This window comes from Streptomyces sp. NPDC052079 (assembly GCF_040680275.1).
GTDB lineage: Bacteria > Actinomycetota > Actinomycetes > Streptomycetales > Streptomycetaceae > Streptomyces.
Window position 1 is genome coordinate 33,257 of the sequence record NZ_JBFAWL010000001.1, and the last position, 20,122, is coordinate 53,378.

Here is a 20,122-nt window from a genome sequence, read left to right on the forward strand (position 1 = left end):
GGTTCGCGCCCGCACAGGCCAGGGCAAGGGTGCGGACCGGTTCCCAACGAGGTTGTTCAAGGGTCAAGTTGCTCCTGTGTAACGGTGTCTGCGATGGGCGTGGTGGGGCACGTCGTGCCTTGAGGGGCCCATGGGTGACTGATACGGTGCGGGGGCTTGACACTCATCTCAGCGTTGGATAGCCGCCCGGGTCGGGTCGGTATGTGTGGGTGAAGTGTCCGGAGTCTCGGGGAACTTGGCAGACATCGTCTTGGGTGTACGGGGAGCGGTCGCGTGAAGATCCAAGAGCGTTCGGGGGCGGGCGGCGGGCGCTCCGCGGCTCCGGTGGGGCCGGTCGTCGGTGACCGGCTTCCCACGCCTCCTCGCGAGCGCAAACCGGCGCTGGCCGCGCTCGCGGTGCTGCTGATCCTCGTCGGGGCGCTGGGCGTCACGACGCTCGTCCTGCGGGCGGGTGAGCGGATCGAGGTCATCAAGCTCACGGACACCGTGCCGGAGGGCGAGGCCATCACGGACGGCCAGATCACGTCCGTGATGGTGAACGAGGACTCCAGCGCCAACTTCGTGCCCTGGGAGCAGCGGGACAGCCTGAAGAAGCTCCAGGCGAAGTCGACCCTGTACAAGGGCACCGTGCTCGTCGGGGAGATGTTCGCCGAGGGCAGCGGTCTGCAGCAGGGTGAGGCGACCGTGGGTGTCTCGCTCAAGGAGGGCCAGTACCCCTCCCACATCAAGTCCGGCGACCATGTCGCCGTGTACCGGGTCGGCGACGAGGAATCCGGTGCCGCGGGTGCCGGCAGCGCCCTGCTCGTCGAGCGCGCCGTGGTCGCCGACGTCACGCGCGGCAATGACGATGTCGTGAGCAGCAGCAACCTGCCGGTCGAGCTGACCGTGGACGCCTCCCGGGCCGCGGCGCTGGCCCAGGCCGCGTCCGCCGGTGAGGTCGCCGTCGTTCTGATCCCCGGCGACTAGAAGGCATCCGAGCAGCCATGGCCCTCATCGCCCTCGCCGCCGACAAGGGTTCCCCCGGCGTCACCACCGCGGCCGTCGCCCTCGCGGCGGTCTGGCCGCGGCGTGTGCTGCTCGCCGAGGCCGACCCGGCGGGCGGTGACCTCGTCTACCGCAGCGCCGCGGCGCATGGCGGGCCGCTCAACCCGAACACCGGGATGCTGTCCATCGCCGCCACCGCCCGGCGCGGGCTGGTGCCCGAGCAACTCTGGGACCACGCCCAGCCGTTGAGCGGCGAACTGGACGTGCTCGTCGGGCTGGGGATCGCCGAGCAGGCCGCCGGGCTCGCCGGTCTGTGGCCCACCCTCGGGCACGCCTTCGCCGCGCTCGCCGACTCCCCGCACGCGCCCGCCGACGTCATCGCCGACTGCGGGCGGATCAGCGGGGACACCCCCGCCGTGGAGCTGTTCCCGCACGCCTCCCTCGTGCTGCTCCTCTCGCGCACCGAGCCGGAGGCGCTCGCGCGCGTACGGGACCGGGCCGCCGCGCTCGCCGGTCGGCTGCACGGCGGTCCGCGCGGTGCCGGAACCCTCGGCAACCCGGTGATCGGCGTCGTCCTCGTCGCCGACACGGGCAACGCCGCCAAGCTCGCCTCGCAGGTCAACGACATGCTCGTACACGCCCGGACGGGTGCCCGCGTCCTGGGCACCCTCGCCGATGACCCGGCCGGTGCCGAGCAGCTGGCCGGGCGCAGACGCGGGCGGCTGGACAAGTCGCTGCTGATCCGCTCCGCGCGCAAGGTCACGGCCGACGTGTACCAGCAGTACGGGGCCGCATGGGCGGCTCACGCGCAGCCCCAGCAGCCGCCCCAGGCTCACGGGGCCGGGCGATGACCGCGGTCGACCACCAACTGGTCAAGCGGTTCCGCCAGGATGCCGGCGACCGGATCGCCGAGCAGCGCCGCCTCGACCAGGTCAACGGCGTATCGCCGATGTCCACCGAGGACGAGCGGCAGTACGCCCGTGCCGTCATAGCCCAGATACTGGAGGAGTACGCCCGCGCCGAGATCAACGCGGGACGTACGCCGCTGGACGCCGCCACCGAGGAGCAGTACGCGGCCGCCGTGCACGCGGCGCTGTTCGGGGTCGGCCGGCTTCAGCCGCTGCTCGACGACCCCGAGGTCGAGAACATCGACATCAACGGCTGCGACCAGGTGTTCGTCGGCTACTCGGACGGGCGTGAGACCCGCGGCGAACCCGTCGCCGAGACCGACGAGGAGCTCATCGAGCTGATCCAGGTGCTGGGCGCGTACTCGGGTCTGTCGTCCCGTCCCTTCGACTCCGCCAACCCCCAGCTGGACCTGCGGCTGCCGGACGGTTCACGGCTGTCGGCCGTGATGGACGTGGCGCGGCGGCCCGCGCTGTCCATCCGCCGGGCGCGCATGGGCAAGGTGTTCATCTCCGACCTGGTGGGCAACGGGACGCTGACACCGGAGCTCGGGCACTTCCTCGCCTGCGCGGTCCGCGCCCGCAAGAACATCATGATCGCAGGCGCGACGAACGCCGGTAAGACCACCCTCCTGCGCGCCCTCGCCAACGAGATCCCGCCGCAGGAGCGCCTCATCACCGTCGAGCGGGCGCTCGAGTTGGGGCTGGACACCTTTCCCGACCTCCACCCCAACGTCGTGGCGTTCGAGGAGCGGCTGCCCAACTCCGAGGGGCAGGGCGCCATTTCCATGGCCGAGCTGGTGCGCCGGTCGCTGCGCATGAACCCCTCCCGCGTCATCGTCGGCGAGGTCCTCGGCGACGAGATCGTGACCATGCTGAACGCGATGTCCCAGGGCAACGACGGCTCGCTGTCCACGATCCACGCCAACAGCTCCAGCGAGGTCTTCAACCGCATCTCCACCTACGCCCTGCAGGCCACGGAGCGGCTGCCGATCGAGGCCAGCCAGATGCTGATCGCGGGCGCGGTGAACTTCGTCGTCTTCATCCAGCGGCGCAACGACCACCACAGCGGCGGCCGCCTCCAGCGCGTGGTCACCTCGGTGCGCGAGGTCAACGGCGTCGACGGACGCGTGCTGTCCAGCGAGGTGTTCGCGGAGGCCGCCGACGGGCGGGTCGTCGCGCACGCCCCCCTAGCCTGCCTGGAGGAACTGATGGCCCACGGCTACCGGCCCAGCGGAACGTGGGGGTGAGCCGATGACCACCGAGGCCGCGTTCGGTTCGCCGGGCGCCATGGGCGGACTGTTCTCCACCATCGTGCTCTACGCGCTCGCCTGCGGTGTCGCCGTCGGCGGCGGACTCGCGCTGCTGATCGTCGCCGTCCGCGGACTGCCGGCCAAGCCCGAGCACGAGAAGCAGAAGGCGGGCGAGCGCGCGGGCGAGCTGCTCCGGTTCGCCGGGCGGCGCGGCTCCCTCGCCGCCCTCGCCGGACTCGTCGTGCTGCTGCTCACCCGCTGGGCGGTGGCCGGCGTCGCCGCCGCCGTCCTCGTCTTCTTCTGGGACCGCCTCTTCGGCGGGGCCGCGGAGGAGCGGGCCGCGATGCGCCGCGTGGAGGCGCTGGCCTCCTGGACGGAGTCGCTGCGCGACACCATCGCCGGTGCGGTGGGCCTGGAACAGGCCATTCCGGCGTCCGCGCGTGCCGCCGCGCCCGTGCTGCGCCCGCACCTCGACGCGCTCGTCGACCGGCTGCGCGCCCGCACCCCGCTGCCCGAGGCGCTCCAGCAGCTCGCCGACGAGATCGACGACGCGTCCGCCGACATCATCGTGGCCGCGCTCATCCTCAACGCACGGCTGCGCGGCCCCGGTCTGCGGCAGGTCCTCGGCGCGCTCGCCAAGTCGGCACGCGAGGAGGTCGACATGCGGCAACGCGTGATGGCGCAGCGCGCCTCGACCCGGCGGTCGGTGCAGATCGTCGTCGCCGTGTCGATCGCGTTCGTCCTCGGACTGTCCGTCTTCAACCGGGACTTCGTCGAGCCGTACGGCACCGCGGTCGGGCAGCTCGTACTCGCCTGCGTCTGCGGTCTGTTCGGCCTCGGGTTCTGGTGGCTGCGGAAGCTGTCCACCATCGAGACGCCCGAACGCTTCCTCGTGCGCGACGAGCCGGCGGTGCGGTTCGTGCGGCCGCGCACGCCCGGCGCCGCACCGGAGCCGCAGCAGGTGCCGTTCCCGCAGGACGAGGGGGTGCGCCGGTGAGCGGCGAACTGACGATGCCGGTGGTCGTCGGCGCGGTCCTCGGACTGGGGATCTACGTCCTGATCCGCGCGCTGATGCCCACCCGGCGCAGTGCGCTCTCCCAGGTCGCCCGCATCGACGCGATGCGGGCGCGCGGCACGGCGCAGGAGTCGGCGCGCACGGCGGCGCGGGACACCGGCCGCTTCGGTTCCCTGCGGGCCGAAGTGGGCGAGCGGGTCGCCGAGTTCTATCTGCAGCAGGGTTGGGAGCAGCGGTCGCTGCGCGCGGACCTCGCCGTCCTGGGGCGCGGCTGGGAGAAGTTCCTGGCGACGAAGGTGCTGCTGGCCGTGACCGGCCTGTTCTTCGGACCGTTCCTCTTCGCCATCGTCTGGCAGCTCGGGTTCAGCGAGAGCCCGGTCGTCCCGGTGTGGCTGGCGCTGCTGTGCGCGGCGCTGTTCTTCTTTCTGCCCGATCTGGAGGTGCGCCGCGACGCCGCCGGGAAGCGGCGCGATCTGCGCCGGGTGATCGGCGCCTATCTGGACCTGGTGTCGATGAGCCTGGCCGGCGGCCGGGGTCTGCCGGAGGCGCTGATGGCGGCGGCCGAGGTGTCCGACGGCTGGGCGACACGGCGCATCCGCAACGCCCTCGCCGACGCCCGTATCACCGGCATCAGCCAGTGGCAGGCGCTGGGGCAGCTGGGCGAGGAGCTGGGGGTGGAGGAGCTGAAGGACCTCTCCGCCTCCCTGGCGCTCGTAGCGGACGACGGTGCCAAGGTGCGGGAGTCCCTCGCCTCCCGCGCCGAGACCATGCGGCACCGGGAACTCGCCGAGATCGAGGGCAGCGCGGGTGAGAAGTCCCAGTCGATGCTCGTGGCACAACTGCTGCTGTGCGCCGGGTTCCTCGTGTTCCTGATCTTCCCGGCGGCGATGAGGGTGTTCCAGGTGTGAGAACCGTGACCCCTGAGCCGTACGTCAGAACTTCCATGGACCGAATGCGAGAGGACAACGCGTCATGAACGGACGTACCTTCCACACCGGCGTCCCCGCCGTGGACTTCCTGGTCACCTTCCTGCGGGCGCGCGTGGAGCGGGCCCGCTCCGGGGAACTGGACCGCGGTGCCTCGGCGGTGGAGTGGGTCATCATCTCGGCGGTCGTCGTGGCGATCGTCGGTGTCGTGGCCGCCATCATCAACGCCGCGCTGAGCGAGGGCGCCAACAAGGTCGGCGACTGCATCAAGGGCGCGGACGCGGGCAAGACCTGCTGACCGCAGACACCTTTTCGACGTTCACGGACAGGTCGGTGCCCGTACGCCGTTGGGTACGCCGCCGGGTGGAGGCCGCCTCCGCCCGCGGCGAGTCAGGCATGACCGCGATCGAGTTCGTCGTGCTCACGCCCGTGCTCTTCTTCATGATCTTCGCGACGGTGCAGTTCGCGCTGTACTTCTTCGCCGATCATGTCGCCCAGGCGGCGGCGCAGGCGGGCGCGCGCAAGGCCCGTGCGACGGCGCACGACCAGCCGGGCGTCTGGCGTGGCGAGGCGCGGGACGTGGTGGACAGCTACATCCGGCAGCTGGGCCCGCGGCTGGTGCTGGCTCCCGATGTGCGGATGCTCCAGCCGGAGCAGAACACCGTGGGTGTGGAGATCACGGCACGCATCCCGACGGTGTTCCCCGGCCTGGACCTGACGGTGCACGCCCGGTCGATGGGGCCGGTGGAGCGGTTCGTGCAGGAGGGGGAGAACTAGATGGACCTCCGGGACCGCGGACTGTCCACCGTCGAGGTGGTCGTCCTCGCGCCGGTGATGATCCTGTTCATCCTGGTCCTGGTGGCGCTCGGGCAACTGGTCGACGGACGCGGCGCGTTGGACGGCGCGGCCCGTGACGCGGCCCGCGCGGGCTCGATCCAGAAGGACCACGGCACCGCGATGGCCGAGGCGAAGGCCGCGGCGGAGGCGAACCTCGAGGACGTCTGCTCGGGCCCGGTGACCGTCGTACAGACCAGCCGGGGGTTCGAGCCGGACACCCTCTTCAGCGTCGAGGTGAGCTGTGAGGTGCGGGGCCTGGCCATGCTGGGCCTGGACATCCCGACGACCCTGACGGCGAGCTTCAGCTCCCCGCTGGACCCGTACCGGAGGTCGGCATGAGAGCGGGTACGCGCGCCCGGCTGGACGACCGGGGCTCGGGCGCCGGGGCGGTCATCGTCTTCGCGCTGGTCTTCCTCTCCCTGGCGGCCTTCGTCATCGACGGGGGGATGTCCGTCTCCAAGCGGGAGCGCGCCGCCGACATCGCGGAACAGGCAGCCCGGTACGCCGCCCAGGACATCGACCGGGAGGCTCTATACGACGACGTGGGCGGCCCGGCGCCGATCAACCACGAGAACTGCGACGCCCGGGTGAAGGCCTTCGCCCGCGAAATGGGCATGTCCGGCCCCGACATCGCGGCGACGCACTGTGTGGCGGCGACCGCGGAAGCCGTGGAGGTCGAGGTGCAGCTGACGTACGCGCCGGTCTTCACGGGCCTGTTCTACGGCGGCGATGTGGTCGTGCACGGTCAGGCGGTGGCGGAGAACGAGGTGGGATAGGGCCTGTCCGACGGATCATGCCGGGGACGCGGGGTCTGGCACGCCCATCTGCGGCGTTGTCGTCGGTCGCCGACTCCCCCACTCCCGACTTCGCTCGAGCGATGGGGGTCCCCCCACTCCCGACTTCGCTCGAGCGATGGGGGTCCCCCCACTCCCGACTTCGCTCGAGCGGGGGGACCCCCATCGCGTCGACTCCCTCCTCCGCCTTGCGGCTGGAGGCACCAGACCCCGCTCACCTGGGTTGCAGGGCGCCGCCCCTTTCCCCCGACTTGATCCGCGTGGACAGGCCCTGAGCCGGGCGGGCCGACGGGGGTCCCGGAACATCCAGCGAATCTGCACATGCTTCATGCGGCGGTCGTCCGCAGCGGGGCACCAGCGGCACCGATGGCTCCGGCGGGGCCCGCTGGGGGCCGGTGCGCGTGAAGAATCCGGGTGGGCCGGTGACCGTGCTGTCAGGGTCGTGAACGCGCAGGCCCCGGCCCGTGCCGCCCCGCCGCCGGCCGACTGGCCGCCCTTTCCCGCGCGTGCTTTGATCAGGGCTCTTCCTCCCCCCACGGAACCCGCTTGTACGAAGGGAAACGCGCGCCATGAACCTCGTCCCCCAGGTGGCAACGGCCGAGATCTCCGACGCCGAACTGGACCACGTCTCCGGCGGCCAGGCCGGTGCCGGCGCCAACCTCGGCCTCGGTGTCAGTGCGGAGGGGGGCGCCGTCGGTATGTGCATCGAGGCCGGCGACGTCTGCATCACCGCGGGTGCCGGCGGCTCCGTCTCCGCGCAGGGCGTCTCGCTCGGCGGCAACCTGAACGGCACCCTGTACTAAAGCGCCCTACGCGCGCACGCCTCTTGGGCCCCTGATCCCGCCGGGATCGGGGGCCCTCTGCTGTCCCCGGCGGTACCACGGGAATTGCAGGGAACCGGGGCGCTACCGCGGAGGTTCACGGGCGGGTTCAAACCGGTGTGGGACGCCGGCGCCCCGGGGCGGGCCCTACGGTCTGGGGTCATGAGGCGCGCCGGAGAGCCACCGGCTCCGCGCCCGGAAGGGGGAAACACACATGAGCATGCGCACAAGCGCCGTCATGGCGACGACCACAGCGGTCCTCGGCTGCACCCTGGCCCTGATGCCCGCCGGAGGCGCGTCGGCGGCCACCGGTCCGGCAGCGAGCGGCAGCGGCGGTGACGTCGGGGCCGCGGCCGCCCGCAACCCCGGGAGCGTGTACCGGACCAGCAACCGGCTGGTGCCACTTCACCAACTGGGGCGGCAGCTTCTACGGCTACCCGAAGGTCGTGCACGTCGTCGGCTGGAACAAGCCCGACGGCTATCCGCAGGTCTTCGTCATCGGCAGCGACAAGTCCGTCTGGACCCGGTGGTCGCCGGCCTCGGACACGAGCGGCTGGAAGGATTACGGCGGGACGTGCAAGCCCAACTACGGGCTCGCTGCCCGCAGTAGCGGGTGGACCATCAAGGTCGCCTGCAAGGGCACCGACAACTCCTGGTGGCACCGCAAGCGCAACGCCAACGGGAAGTGGACGAACTGGACCAAGGGCCGGGGCTTCTGAGAACCCACAACAGGGGGACAGACATGCGTATCCGCACCATCGCCGTCGCCGCCACCGCCGTGGCCGCCGTCCTGACGACCGGCGCCCAGGCTCCCGCCTTGGCGGCCCAGGACTCCGGAGCCGCCGTCGCCGCGTCCTGAGACATCCGCTGGAGGACCGGCGGCGGCCACGCCGGCTTCACCGCCGGGTACAGCTGGGCCTGGAACACGGTGGTCCAGCGGGGCGACGCGGGCAACATGGTCCGTGAGACCAGTGCCTGATCAACAACCACGCCTATTACGGCGGCCCGAAGCTCGCCGTCGACGGGGACTACGGCCCGCGCACTCAGGCGGCGGTCCGCACGCTCCAGGCCAACTGGAGTGCCAGCGGCAGCCATCCCATCCTTGTTGACGGCATCGTCGGCCCGCAGACCTGGCCAGCGCTGCGCGCGGCCTGACCACGTGCCAGTGGAAGGGGGGCAGGGGCGGGCGCAGTCCTTCGACTGCGCCCGCCCCTTGGAGTTCATAGGATCTCTGTAGTCTCAGCAGACCCCTCCTCCGCCCACTCGACCCAGGACACCCGCCATGCCGCGACGCCGCAGCCCCAGCCCGTCCAGCTCGACGGCTCCGAGGAACCGGACCCCGCAGCCGGTGCGGGTGCGGCAGCGGTCGTTCGGGGATGTCGTCAAGGCGTTTCTCGCCTTGGTGGCGCTGCTCGCGCTGGTCGTCGGCGTGCCGCTCGCGCTGGCCATGACCGCGGGCCTGCCCCTCCCGGACACGTTCGAGCCGATGGAGTGGCTGAAGCAGGACATCTCCGTCTCGGCCTTCCTCGGCATCCTCACCTTCGTCGTCTGGCTCGCCTGGGCGCAGTTCACCGCGTGCGTGCTCGTCGAGTTGAAGGCCGCGCTGTCGGGGGTCGGTGTGCCGGGGCGGGTGCCCGGGGCCGGGCCGAGCCAGCTGCTGGCCCGTCAACTCGTCGCCGCGCTGCTGCTCGTCGGCGCCACCGCGGCGAGTTTCACCCCGGGGCTGAGCGGGCTCGGGCAGGGCTTCGACGGCAGCCCGCGGCCCGCCGTCGCCGCCGCACAGCAGACCCCCGGCTTCTTCGCCCAGCAGCAGGAACCGGCAGCCGGCGCCGCGGCCGCCCTCGCCGAGCAGGCCTCGCACGCCGAGACGGCGGGCAGCCCGGCCACGGTGCACGGCGACACCAAGTTCTACCGGATCCAGCCGCCGGAGGGCCGCCACCACGACTCCCTCTGGGAGATCGCCGAGCGGCACCTCGGCGACGGGCGCCGGTACAAGGAGATCTTCCAGCTCAACAAGGACCGCGTGCAGCCCGACGGTTCCCGGCTGTCCGAGGCCAGCCTGATCCGGCCCGGCTGGATCATGGAGATGCCCGGCGACGCGCGGGGCGGCGAACTCGTGGAGATGCCGGGCGAGGCACCCGAGGTCTCTTCCGAGGTGCGGCAGCAGCTCCACGACTACGCCCGCACCGGGGAGCACGCCCGGGGCACAGGCGCGGACGCCGCCCGGGTCTCCGTGCCCGAGCAGCGGCCCGCCCCCGAGCAGCAGCCCGCACACGAGCAGCGGCCCGACCGGCAGCAACACGCCGCCCCCGCCCGGGACTCCTCCGGCCTCGGTCTCCCCGAAGCGCTCCTCACCGCCCCCCTGCTCGCCGCCGGCCTCCTTGCCGCCCTCGGACACCGTCGCCGCCAGGCGCTGTGGCAGTCGGCGCTCGCCGGTATCGGCGGGCGGCGCGGAATGGAGCCGCCCACGCCGGACGGGGACGCCCTGGACGTGCAGGACGCGCTGCTCGTCGGCGCCGACCCCGACGGCGTACGACTGCTGGACCGGTCGCTGCGCGGGCTCGCCGCCTCCCTCGCCGCCGAGTCCCGCCCGCTGCCCACCGTCCACGCGGCCTGGCTCACCGGCGGCGACCTGCACCTCCAGCTCGCCCAGCCGTCCGGGAAGCCGCCGGCGCCCTGGGTGACCGGTGAGGACGAGACGCTGTGGGTGCTCGCCAAGGACGACGCCGAGCGGTACGGCGACGTCGACACCGCCGCCCCGTATCCGGGCCTCGTCAGCCTCGGCACCCTGGACGACTCCCGGCTGCTGCTCAACCTGGAGTCCGTCCCCGGCCTGGTCTCCCTGCGCGGCAGCGAAGCCGACCGGGCCGCCGTGTTCGCCTCCGTCGCCGCCGAGCTGGCGACCAACGGATGGTCGGACCGGATGACCATCACTCTCGTCGGCTTCGGCGAGGACCTCACCCCGCTCGCGCCCGGCCGGCTGCGCCACCTCGACGGCATCGAGGCGCTGATCGAGACCATGGAGGCCGAGACGCGGCAGCGGAGGGGGGCTCTGGGCGCCGCCGGGCACGACTCCGTCCTCACCGGACGCACCGGGCCCGCCCGGCACACCCGTTGGGCCCCGCACCTCGTCCTGCTCGCCACCGAGCCGTCCGCCGAGGACGCCGTCACGCTCGCCGAACTCGCCGCCGACGCGAGCCGCCTCGGCATCGGCTACCTCGTCGGCACCGACAGCGGCGAACTGCCGGGCGCCGCCTGGGAGATGGAGATCACCGGCGAGGGCAGGCTGCTCGCCCCCCTGCTCGGCCTCGAACTCGACGCCCAGCTCCTCCCCGACTCCCAGCAGCGCGCGGTCGTCGAACTGTTCGTCGGGGCCGACCCCGAGCGCGGCCCCGACGGACCGGGCCCCACACCGCCGTTCCTCGTCGACATCAGCGAGCAGGGCCGGCCGGCCGTGTACGCGCGCCTGGTCGGGTCGTACGAGATCATCGGGCTCGACACCCCGGACGACGAGCGCAGCGCTCTGCTCCACGAGGCGCTCGCCCTGCTGCTCCTGCACCGCGAGGGCGTGCACCCGCGTGTGCTGTCCTCCGCGCTGTGGCCGCGCGGTGTCACCGACGACGTGCGCGAGGCGCTCCTCGAGCGGCTGCGCGCCTGGCTCGGCACCGACCCCGACGGCACCCCCCGCCTCGGCACCGACGCCACCGGGCGGCTCACCCTCGCCCCGTCCGTCGTCTCCGACCTGGACGTGCTGCGCTCCCTCTACCACGAGGCCACCCAGGGCAAGGGCGTGGACAGCAGGGCCGTGCGCGGCCGGCTGCTCACCGACGCGCTGGTGCTGGTGCGCGGGCCACTGCTCGCCGACCGGCCCGAGGGCCGTTACCGATGGCTCACCCATGAGATCGTCGACGCCCAGCTCCCGCTGCTCGTCGCGGACACCGGACTCGCGCTCTCCGCGTTCCACATGGAGAAGAACCGCGCGGAGAAGGCCATCGAGGCGATCGACGCCGCGCTGCGCACCGCCCCGTCCGACGAGCGGCTGTGGAACGAGCTGCTGCGCGCCACCCACGCCCTCGACGACCCCGGGCGGCTCACCGCCCTCGCCGCCGATCTGGTCGGACGCAGCGGAGCCCGCGGGCTGCCGGCGCGCACCGAGGCGCTGCTCGACGAACTGCTGCCGGCCTGGCGCGAAGCGGTCGCGGCGGCGGGATGAGCGAGCACCTGGACGTCTGGCTGATCGTGGTCGCCGCGCTGTGGGGCGCGGCGGCCGGCGCGGTGCTGCCCCGCGCGGCCTACCGGTTCTCCGCCCCGTCGGGGGAGGCCTGGCGGACGGCGTGCCCGGCCGGGCACCCGGTCAGCGGCTGGCTCGGTCCCGCCCGGTGCGGACCGTGCGCGGAACCGTCGTACGGGCCGGGCGCCGCTCCCGCCGTCGTCACCGCCCTCGTCTGCGCCGCCCTCGCCGCCGCCACCGGTACCCGGCCCGAACTGGCGGTGTGGCTGCTGCTCGCACCGATCGGCGTCCTGCTGGCGGTCGTCGACTTCCGGGTGCAGCGGCTGCCCGACCCGCTCACCCTGCCGTTCGCGGCGGCCGCCCTGGTCCTGCTGGGGCTGACCGCTCTGCTCCCGGAGCACGCGGGGGAGTGGACGACGGCCCTGCTGGGCGCGCTCGCGCTCGGCGCCGGCTACTTCGCGCTCTTCCTCGTCAACCCGGGCGGCATGGGCTTCGGCGACGTCAAGCTCGCGCTCGGCGCGGGCGCCGTCCTCGGCTGGTACGGCTGGCCGACCGTGATGCTCGGCACCCTGGCCGGGTTCGTCCTCGGCGCGCTGTACGGGGGTGCGCTGGTCGTCGGGCGGCGGGCCGGACGCAAGACAGCGATCCCGTTCGGCCCGTTCCTGATCGGCGGCGCCCTCGCGGGGCTGCTGATCGGCGCGTACGCAGCCTGACGTCAACCGGCGAAAGCGGCTGACGTACGCTGATTCCGTCTGTCCACACCCCTTACGAAAGGGACGCCGGTGACCGAGAAGGCCGACCTTCAGCCCATCCTCGACCGTGCCGCCGCCGGTGGGCGGATCACCCCCGAAGACGCCCTCGACCTCTACCGCGACGCGCCGCTGCACGCGCTGGGCGCGGCCGCCGACGCCGTGCGCCGGAGGCGGTACGCCGGCACCGAGCACATCGCCACGTACATCATCGAGCGGAACATCAACTACACGAACGTGTGCGTCACGGCGTGCAAGTTCTGCGCCTTCTACGCCGCGCCGAAGGACACCGCCAAGGGCTGGACCCGCGACCTGGACGACATCCTGCGGCGCTGCGCCGAGACGGTGGAGCTGGGCGGCACGCAGATCATGTTCCAGGGCGGTCACCACCCCGACTACGGGGTGGAGTACTACGAGAAGCACTTCGCCGCCATCAAGAAGGAGTTCCCACAGCTGGTCATCCACTCCCTGGGGGCCAGCGAGGTCGAGCACATGGCGCGGATCAGCAAGGTGAGTGTCGAGGAGGCGATCACCCGGATCCATGCGGCGGGGCTCGACTCCTTCGCCGGGGCGGGTGCGGAGCTGCTGCCCGCCCGTCCCCGCAAGGCCATCGCGCCGCTGAAGGAGTCGGGCGAGCGCTGGCTGGAGATCATGGAGATCGCGCACGGTCTGGGCGTGGAGTCGACGTCGACCATGCTGATGGGTACGGGTGAGACCAACGCCGAGCGGATCGAGCACCTGCGGATGATCCGGGACGTGCAGGACCGCACGGGCGGTTTCCGGGCGTTCATCCCGTACACCTACCAGCCGGAGAACAACCATCTGAAGGGCCGCACCCAGGCGACCCTCTTCGAGTATCTGCGGATGATCGCGATCGCCCGGCTGTTCATGGACAACGTCGCGCATATCCAGGGCTCGTGGCTGACCACCGGCAAGGAGATCGGCCAGCTGTCCCTGCACTACGGCGCGGACGACCTCGGCTCGATCATGCTGGAGGAGAACGTCGTCTCCTCCGCCGGCGCCAAGCACCGCTCCAACCGGCTGGAGATCATCGACCTGATCCGCAAGGCGGGCCGTGTCCCGGCGCAGCGCTCGACGACGTACGAGCACCTGGTCGTGCACGACGACCCGGCGAACGACCCCGTCGACGACCGAGTGGTCTCCCACATCTCCTCCACCGCCATCGAGGGCGGTACGGCCCATCCGGAGCTGAAGCTCCTCGCCTCCAACTGACGCCGGCGTGCTGACCCTTCACATCGCCGACGCCTCGCCCGAGACGGCCGTTCTGGTCGACGGCGCGCACATCGCCGCCGTCGGCCCGTACGACGAGCTGGCCGCCGCCCACCCGGGCGCCCGGGTGCGGCGGTGGCCCGGCATCCTGACGCCCGGACTGCTCAACCCGTACGGTCCGGAACTGCTGGAGCAGGCGTACCACCCCGATCCGCGCGAGGCGGACCGGCTCGGCAGCGAGCCGGTGTTCGGGGCGCGTGCGCGGGCCCTGCTCGACGCCACCCCGTCCGCGCGGGGCGCCAGCGCACGCCGGGGAGTGCAGCGCATGCTCGCGCACGGCACGGTCGCGGTCGCCGGTGAACTGCGCGGCCGCGCGGCCCTGGACGCGGTGCGCAGGGCCGGGCTCGCCCTGGCGGGCCGTCCGGCCGCCCTGCCCGGGTCCCCGGCGCTCTCCCCGGTGCCGCTCGTGCTGCTGCCGGCCCTCGGCGCCGGGAGGCCCGCACGGTTCGCCGTGTTCGACGTGCCCGACCGGGACGCGCTCGTACAGGAGGGCGCGTCCACGTGCGTGGTCACCGTCGTGGGCGGCCGTATGGTGTACCGGCGCGCGTAGCCGGCGGGGGCCGCCTGCCACAATGGCCGGGTGACCCGAGCCAGCCTGGACAAGCAGCCGCACGAAGTCGCCTCGATGTTCGACGACGTCGCGGAACGGTACGACCTGACCAACGACGTGCTGTCCCTCGGCCAGGACCGGAGATGGCGCAAGGAGGTCGCCAGGGCCGTCGACGCGCGGCCCGCACAGAAGGTCCTGGACCTGGCGGCCGGCACCGGCACGTCGTCGATGCCCTTCGCCCGCACCGGCGCCTACGTGGTGCCCTGCGACTTCTCCCTCGGCATGCTCCAGGTCGGCAAGCGCAACCGCGCCTGGCTGCCGTACACCGCGGGCGACGCCACCCGGCTGCCCTTCAAGGACGACGTCTTCGACGCCGTCACCATCTCCTTCGGCCTGCGCAACGTGCAGGACACCGACGCGGCGCTGCGCGAGATGCACCGGGTGACCAGGCCCGGCGGGCGGATCGTCATCTGCGAGTTCTCGCACCCGACGTGGGCGCCGTTCCGCACCGTCTACACCGAGTACCTGATGCGTGCCCTGCCGCCGGTCGCCCGGTCGGTGTCGTCGAACCCGGACGCGTACGTCTATCTCGCCGAGTCGATCCGCGCCTGGCCCGGCCAGCCCGAGCTGGCCGACCGGCTGAAGGGCGCCGGGTGGTCGCGGGTGGCGTGGCGCAACCTGACGGGCGGCGTGGTGGCGCTGCACCGGGGCTTCAAGGAGGGCTGAGCACGGCGGCGTGCGTCAGGGCATCAGGGGCAGCTGACGGCGGCGTGCGGCGTGTGTCAGGGGCAGCTGAGCACCCGGGCACCGGGGCCGCCGCCGCGCGGCTCCTCCAGTTCCCGCTGGAGGCCGCCCGTGGGCGGCAGGGGCCCCCGGGGTTCGCGCACGCCCCCGCCTCCGCCGTCGCCCTCACCGAAGTCCAACCACACGTGGACCACGGAGTCCCGGGGGACCTCGGTGCCGGGCTGCGGATACTGGCGTACGACGTAGTCCACGACGGTGAGATGGAAGTCCGGGCGGTCCGGGGCGTTCACGGAGAGGCCCTGTGCCCGGGCCGACTCGCGGGCGTCCACGGCCATCAGACCGACCAGACGCGGCACACGCACTTCGGGTGTCCCGAATCCCTTGGGTGTCATACGCACGGACGTCACCCCCCTGCGGTACCGGCAGGGTAGACCGGCGCGACGCCCGCCGGAAGCACCAAGTGGCGTTCCGTGACAATTGGTTACTCTGCGTGACGGAGGTCGAGGCGGTAGCAGTGGGCCTCGCGCCGCGAGACCGGTGTCATGAAGGTCTCGGCCGGCCGCATGCCCAGTCGCCGGGTGACCGCTATGGAGCGGGCGTTGCGGGCGTCCACCATCGCGACCACGTCGCCGACGCCGGCCGCGCGCACCCGTTCCAGGGTCTCCCGGGCCGCTGCGGTGGCGTGCCCCTTGCCCCAGTGCTCCCGCGCCAGCCGCCAGCCGATCTCGATCTCGCCCACCGGGCCCCAGTCGCGTGGCCATGGCTGGGCGCCGGTGAAGCCGATGACCTGCCCGGACTCGTCGAGCATGGTCCACAGGCAGAAGCCGAGCTCGGCGTCGTGCCGGCGCTGGCGGGCGGTGAGCTCCTCGTAGAACGACAGGTCGGCCGCCTTGCCGCCGTGGAACTCCATGACGTCCGGGTCGTCGAAGATCCGATGCCAGGCGAAGGCGTCCTCATGGGTGGGAACACGCAGCCGTACAGCGGGGAGAGCTCGGTTCACGGGGCAGCCCTTCAGCCGGGTGATCAATTCTGCTGAATAGACTGCCCATGTCCAGTGCCGGTCGGCACGCAGATTTCGAACTTGGGGAGATCCCGCCGTGACCGAGCCCCTCTCCGACCACACCGCCGATGTGATCGTCGTCGGCGCGGGGCCAGCCGGCTCCACCACCGCCTACCACCTGGCCCGGTCCGGACTCGACGTGCTCCTGCTGGAGAAGACCGAGTTCCCGCGCGAGAAGGTGTGCGGCGACGGCCTCACCCCGCGTGCCGTGAAGCAGCTGGTGTCGATGGGCATCGACATCTCCGAGGAGGCCGGCTGGCTGCGCAACAAGGGCCTGCGCATCATCGGCGGCGGGGTCCGCCTCCAGCTGGACTGGCCGGATCTCGCCTCCTTCCCCGACTACGGACTGGTGCGCAAGCGCGACGACTTCGACGAGCAGCTCGCCCGGCAGGCCCAGAAGGCGGGCGCCCGGCTCTACGAGCGCTGCAACGTCGCCGCGCCGGTCATCGACGACCGCACCGGGCGCATCACGGGCGTCAAGGCCAAGCTCGGCGAGGAGAAGCGGGAGGTGACCTTCCACGCCCCGCTGGTCGTGGCCGCCGACGGCAACTCCACCCGGCTGTCCCTGGCGATGGGGCTGCACCGGCGCGAGGACCGGCCGATGGGCGTCGCCGTGCGCACGTACTTCACCTCGCCGCGCCACGACGACGACTACCTGGAGTCCTGGCTGGAACTGTGGGACCGCCGCGGCCCACAGGACCGCCTGCTGCCCGGCTACGGCTGGATCTTCGGCATGGGCGACGGCACCAGCAACGTCGGACTGGGCGTGCTGAACACCTCCGACTCCTTCAAGGAGCTGGACTGGCGCGAGGTCCTCAAGGCCTGGTGCGCCTCGATGCCGGAGGACTGGGGCTACACCCCGGACAACATGACCGGCCCGATCCGCGGCGCCGCGCTCCCCATGGCCTTCAACCGCCAGCCGCACTACACGCGCGGGCTGCTGCTCGTCGGCGACGCGGGCGGTCTGGTCAACCCGTTCAACGGCGAGGGCATCGCCTACGCCATGGAGTCAGGGCAGCTCGCCGCGGACGTCATCGTCCAGGCGCACGCGCGGGCGACGCCGGCCCAGCGGGAGATCGCGCTCCGTCGCTACCCGCGGGTCCTGAAGGACACCTACGGCGGCTACTACACGCTCGGCCGCGCCTTCGTGAAGCTCATCGGCAACCCGAAGGTCATGCAGATCGCCGCCCAGCGGGGACTGACGCACCCGATGCTGATGAGGTTCACGCTGAAGCTGCTCGCCAACCTGACGGACCCGACGGGCGGCGACGCGATGGACCGCATCATCAACGGCCTGAGCAAGGTGGCGCCGAAGGCGTGACGTCGTCCGGTGGGGCAGTGTGACCGGTGTTGTCCGCTGCGGCCCCGGGGGCCGGCGAGGCCCGAGACACTGTCAGGGCGGAGATGGGCTCCGGCGGGGTGGCGGACGGCGGCACGGGCGAGTCCGACGGCGGTACGTCGGGTGGCTCGACGCCGTCGGGTCCGGCGGGGACGACTCCGGGATGTCCGGTTCCTCCGGGACGAACGGGGTCGGCGGGGCCGACGACACGTCCGCTGACGCGCGGGCGACGCGGCCGAGAGCAGTCTGGCGCTCACCGGTGCGGGCGCCGGGCTCGGCGCGGGGCGGGATCGCGGGGTGGCGCCGGCGCGCACGGCAGGGCCGGGGTAGCACAGCCTGACGCCGGTGCCCTGTGCGGCGCTGTGGGCGGTCGGAGTCCCAGGTGCGAACTCCGGCTGCCGGTGTCCGCGCCGGGCGCTGTGAGGGGCCGTTACGGGCCTGTACGGCGCTCCGGGGGTGCGCGCGAGGGCCGTCAACCCGCCCCGGGCGGGGGACGATTCGGGCAATCGGGTGATCTTGCCCCTGCTGTGCGCTGTGGGGGCGGCGGGAGAACGAGGGAGGGCCGCTGCCCCCGAGCGGCAGCGGCCCTTCAGCCCGTGTGGGCGCGGCTCAGAGCACGCGCACGGCACCCGACGCCGGGTAGCCGGAGAGGTCCTGGATGACGACGCCCTTGGACGGGTTGGCGGCGTCCAGGTACTGGCCGTTCCCGATGTAGACACCCGTGTGGTACGCGGAGCCCTTGCCGCCCCAGTAGAGGATGTCGCCGACCTGGATCTGGGACAGCGGGATGTCCGTGCCGACCGTCGACTGGTCCTGCGAGACCCGCGGCAGGTCGACGCCGACCTGCTTGAACGCGGCCTGCACCAGGCTCGAACAGTCCCAGGCGTTGGGGCCCGTGGCGCCCATGACGTAGGCGTCGCCGACCTGCGCCCTGAGGAAGGCGATGACCGTCGCGACGCTGCCGCTGGCGGGCGCGGAGGCGGTCGTGGCCGTGGAGGTGGTGGACAGGGTGGGGCGCTCGGCGTCGCGCGCGGCGCGCTCGGCGGCGGCCTTGCGGGCCTCCTCCGCGGCCTTCTTCTTCGCCTCGGCCTTCTCCTTGGCCTCGGCGAGGTCCGCCTTGGCCTGCTTGGCGGCCTTGGCGGCGGCCGCGTCACGCTCGGCCCGCAGCTGGTAGTTCGCGGCGGCCTGCTGGGTGGCGTCCGCGGACTCGGCGACCTGGGCGGACAGGTCGGCCGTCAGGGTGGGCAGTTCAAGGGTCTGCGTCACCGGCTCGGCAGCGTTCGCCGAACCCGACGCGGCGGCCACTGCCAGGGTGCTGAGGACGCCACCGGCAACTCCGGCCCGCATCGCCATGGTGGTCTGGGCGGTGCGGCGGGGTTTCCGGTGGCTGCGTATGGGAGCGGTGTGGGACATGGGAACAACCGGTACCAGGGGCTGCTTCATATCTTCAAGAAACGTGTGCTGCGCCACAGTTGTTCAATCGAGGGCCCAAATCGCGGGCGCGACGTTCTTTATTGACGCCGTAACGGACATTGCGGACGCCCGTGATCGGCCCTTGATCACGCACTTTCATCGTTACGTCCGAATTGCGCTCCGACTACCACTGGTTGGACTGGTTGGCCAATCCCTCCTCTCATGCGGCTCTCATGAATGTGACGGAGGTCACGGAACGACTGTCCCGATCATCGCGTCCGTCGGGGTGCCCGCGACCCGGCGGAGGGCCGGAGTCGACCGCGGGAGGTCGTGATGGCCGTATGTGACGGATTCGTGACGCTCCGACTTCGTGAACGCGTGCACACGTCCACACCTTGCCGCGGCGCCCCTCCGAGGTGTGAACGCGGCCTCTATCAACAGATCAAGTCCAGCGCCAATTTGCATGCAAGAGAAGCCTCTTGATATGGAGACGACCCCTCTGAGCTGCGCTGACCAGTCAAAATGTCACCTTTGGTGATCACGCGGACGCTTGGCGTGCGAAGATCACCGCTCATCCGACTTCATGATCGTTCGTCAGGTGGTGGAGATCACAAAGCTTGTGCGAGACCCCGTGTCGCAGATCACAGACCCACGGGCATAGGATGCGGAGCGGTTGGGCTTGTGACCTGCTTCACATGTTCTCGATCTTCGCCGGGGCGGGCGTGGTTCGTGGGGCAGTTGAGGTGGGCCGGGCCTGCTGCACAACCTCCCCCAGGGGCTCGCTCGCCCCCGGGGGGACCCCATTGCAGTCAGTGCCGACTGAGAGGAGCGAGGAGCGGTGAACGCGTATGCGCCCATCCTCGTACTGGGAGCCCTCGGGGCAGGCTTTGCGATCTTCTCCGTGGTGATGGCCACGCTGATCGGTCCGAAGCGGTACAACCGCGCCAAGCTCGAGGCCTACGAGTGCGGTATCGAACCGACGCCCACGCCGGCCGGCGGCGGGCGCTTCCCCATCAAGTACTACCTGACGGCGATGCTCTTCATCATTTTCGATATCGAGATCGTCTTCCTCTACCCCTGGGCCGTCACCTTCGACGCCCTGGGGCTTTTCGGGCTCGTGGAGATGCTGCTCTTCGTGCTCACCGTCTTCGTCGCGTACGCGTACGTATGGCGGCGCGGCGGCCTGGAATGGGACTGAGGGGCCACTAGTC

At 71.9% G+C, this 20,122-nt stretch carries 22 protein-coding genes; 19 read left to right on the forward strand and 3 right to left on the reverse strand.

The annotated features are described in order from the left end of the window. Positions 1-273: 273 nt before the first annotated feature. The 17 genes from AB0L56_RS00185 (at position 274) to AB0L56_RS00265 (ending at position 15,081) form a co-directional block, all read left to right on the forward strand. Positions 274-966, forward strand: coding sequence for a hypothetical protein (locus AB0L56_RS00185; protein WP_365417261.1), 693 nt, complete (start codon positions 274-276; stop codon positions 964-966). A gap of 17 nt (positions 967-983) precedes the next feature. Further along, entirely contained in the window at positions 984-1,835 is an 852-nt protein-coding gene (locus AB0L56_RS00190) for a hypothetical protein (protein ID WP_365417264.1), read from the forward strand. Beyond that, positions 1,832-3,139: an ATPase, T2SS/T4P/T4SS family gene (locus AB0L56_RS00195; RefSeq protein WP_365417267.1), complete on the forward strand. Its 1,308-nt coding sequence runs from the start codon at positions 1,832-1,834 to the stop codon at positions 3,137-3,139. The genes AB0L56_RS00190 and AB0L56_RS00195 overlap by 4 nt, the downstream gene beginning before the upstream one ends. A 40-nt stretch (positions 3,140-3,179) precedes the next feature. Then, entirely contained in the window at positions 3,180-4,139 is a 960-nt protein-coding gene (locus tag AB0L56_RS00200; protein WP_365418767.1) for a type II secretion system F family protein, read from the forward strand. Between the two features lie 14 nt (positions 4,140-4,153). Continuing rightward, positions 4,154-5,065, forward strand: a complete 912-nt coding sequence (locus AB0L56_RS00205; RefSeq protein ID WP_365418770.1) for a type II secretion system F family protein — start codon at positions 4,154-4,156, stop codon at positions 5,063-5,065. A gap of 64 nt (positions 5,066-5,129) precedes the next feature. After that, positions 5,130-5,381, forward strand: coding sequence for a hypothetical protein (locus AB0L56_RS00210; RefSeq protein WP_106412990.1), 252 nt, complete (start codon positions 5,130-5,132; stop codon positions 5,379-5,381). Positions 5,382-5,479: 98 nt separating this feature from the next. Next, entirely contained in the window at positions 5,480-5,860 is a 381-nt protein-coding gene (locus AB0L56_RS00215) for a TadE family protein (protein WP_365418774.1), read from the forward strand. Next, positions 5,861-6,259 carry a TadE/TadG family type IV pilus assembly protein gene (locus AB0L56_RS00220; protein WP_365417270.1) on the forward strand — a complete coding sequence of 133 codons (399 nt, stop codon included), beginning with the start codon at positions 5,861-5,863 and terminating at the stop codon, positions 6,257-6,259. Beyond that, a complete protein-coding gene (locus tag AB0L56_RS00225) occupies positions 6,256-6,696 on the forward strand; it encodes a pilus assembly protein TadG-related protein (protein WP_365417273.1) in 441 nt (146 codons plus the stop codon). The genes AB0L56_RS00220 and AB0L56_RS00225 overlap by 4 nt, the downstream gene beginning before the upstream one ends. A 587-nt stretch (positions 6,697-7,283) precedes the next feature. Then, a complete protein-coding gene (locus tag AB0L56_RS00230; protein WP_361031080.1) occupies positions 7,284-7,517 on the forward strand; it encodes a hypothetical protein in 234 nt (77 codons plus the stop codon). 353 nt (positions 7,518-7,870) lie between these two features. Further along, positions 7,871-8,254, forward strand: a complete 384-nt coding sequence (locus AB0L56_RS00235) for a hypothetical protein (protein ID WP_365417276.1) — start codon at positions 7,871-7,873, stop codon at positions 8,252-8,254. Positions 8,255-8,513: 259 nt separating this feature from the next. Beyond that, entirely contained in the window at positions 8,514-8,690 is a 177-nt protein-coding gene (locus AB0L56_RS00240; RefSeq protein WP_365418777.1) for a peptidoglycan-binding domain-containing protein, read from the forward strand. Positions 8,691-8,817: 127 nt separating this feature from the next. Beyond that, positions 8,818-11,748, forward strand: a complete 2,931-nt coding sequence (locus AB0L56_RS00245; protein WP_365417280.1) for a BTAD domain-containing putative transcriptional regulator — start codon at positions 8,818-8,820, stop codon at positions 11,746-11,748. Beyond that, complete coding sequence (locus tag AB0L56_RS00250) at positions 11,745-12,479, forward strand: A24 family peptidase (protein WP_365417283.1); 735 nt, start codon at positions 11,745-11,747, stop codon at positions 12,477-12,479. Before AB0L56_RS00245 ends, AB0L56_RS00250 begins: the two co-directional genes overlap by 4 nt. Positions 12,480-12,548: 69 nt before the next feature. Next, positions 12,549-13,748, forward strand: a complete 1,200-nt coding sequence (mqnC, locus tag AB0L56_RS00255) for a cyclic dehypoxanthinyl futalosine synthase (protein WP_365417286.1) — start codon at positions 12,549-12,551, stop codon at positions 13,746-13,748. 7 nt (positions 13,749-13,755) lie between these two features. After that, positions 13,756-14,355 carry a hypothetical protein gene (locus AB0L56_RS00260; RefSeq protein ID WP_365417289.1) on the forward strand — a complete coding sequence of 200 codons (600 nt, stop codon included), beginning with the start codon at positions 13,756-13,758 and terminating at the stop codon, positions 14,353-14,355. Between the two features lie 30 nt (positions 14,356-14,385). Next, complete coding sequence (locus AB0L56_RS00265; RefSeq protein WP_361031099.1) at positions 14,386-15,081, forward strand: demethylmenaquinone methyltransferase; 696 nt, start codon at positions 14,386-14,388, stop codon at positions 15,079-15,081. A gap of 56 nt (positions 15,082-15,137) precedes the next feature. On the opposite strand, the gene AB0L56_RS00270 is transcribed toward AB0L56_RS00265, so the two are convergent. After that, complete coding sequence (locus AB0L56_RS00270; RefSeq protein WP_365418779.1) at positions 15,138-15,491, reverse strand: PASTA domain-containing protein; 354 nt, start codon at positions 15,489-15,491, stop codon at positions 15,138-15,140. An 89-nt stretch (positions 15,492-15,580) separates the two neighbouring features. Beyond that, positions 15,581-16,099 carry a GNAT family N-acetyltransferase gene (locus tag AB0L56_RS00275; RefSeq protein WP_365417292.1) on the reverse strand — a complete coding sequence of 173 codons (519 nt, stop codon included), beginning with the start codon at positions 16,097-16,099 and terminating at the stop codon, positions 15,581-15,583. Between the two features lie 97 nt (positions 16,100-16,196). Here AB0L56_RS00275 and AB0L56_RS00280 point away from each other — a divergent pair, with 97 nt between their 5' ends. After that, on the forward strand, positions 16,197-17,480 hold the full coding sequence (locus AB0L56_RS00280; protein ID WP_365417294.1) for a geranylgeranyl reductase family protein: 1,284 nt from the start codon (positions 16,197-16,199) through the stop codon (positions 17,478-17,480). Positions 17,481-18,107: 627 nt separating this feature from the next. Here the strand turns inward: AB0L56_RS00280 and AB0L56_RS00285 are convergent. Beyond that, positions 18,108-18,941 (reverse strand): C40 family peptidase, encoded by an 834-nt coding sequence (locus AB0L56_RS00285; protein WP_361031108.1) that lies wholly within the window; start codon positions 18,939-18,941, stop codon positions 18,108-18,110. Between the two features lie 808 nt (positions 18,942-19,749). On the opposite strand from AB0L56_RS00285, the gene AB0L56_RS00290 reads away from it, so the two are divergent. Next, the gene (locus AB0L56_RS00290; RefSeq protein WP_007490928.1) at positions 19,750-20,109 is read left to right on the forward strand and encodes an NADH-quinone oxidoreductase subunit A; all 360 of its coding nucleotides are present in this window, start codon (positions 19,750-19,752) and stop codon (positions 20,107-20,109) included. Positions 20,110-20,122: the final 13 nt, after the last annotated feature.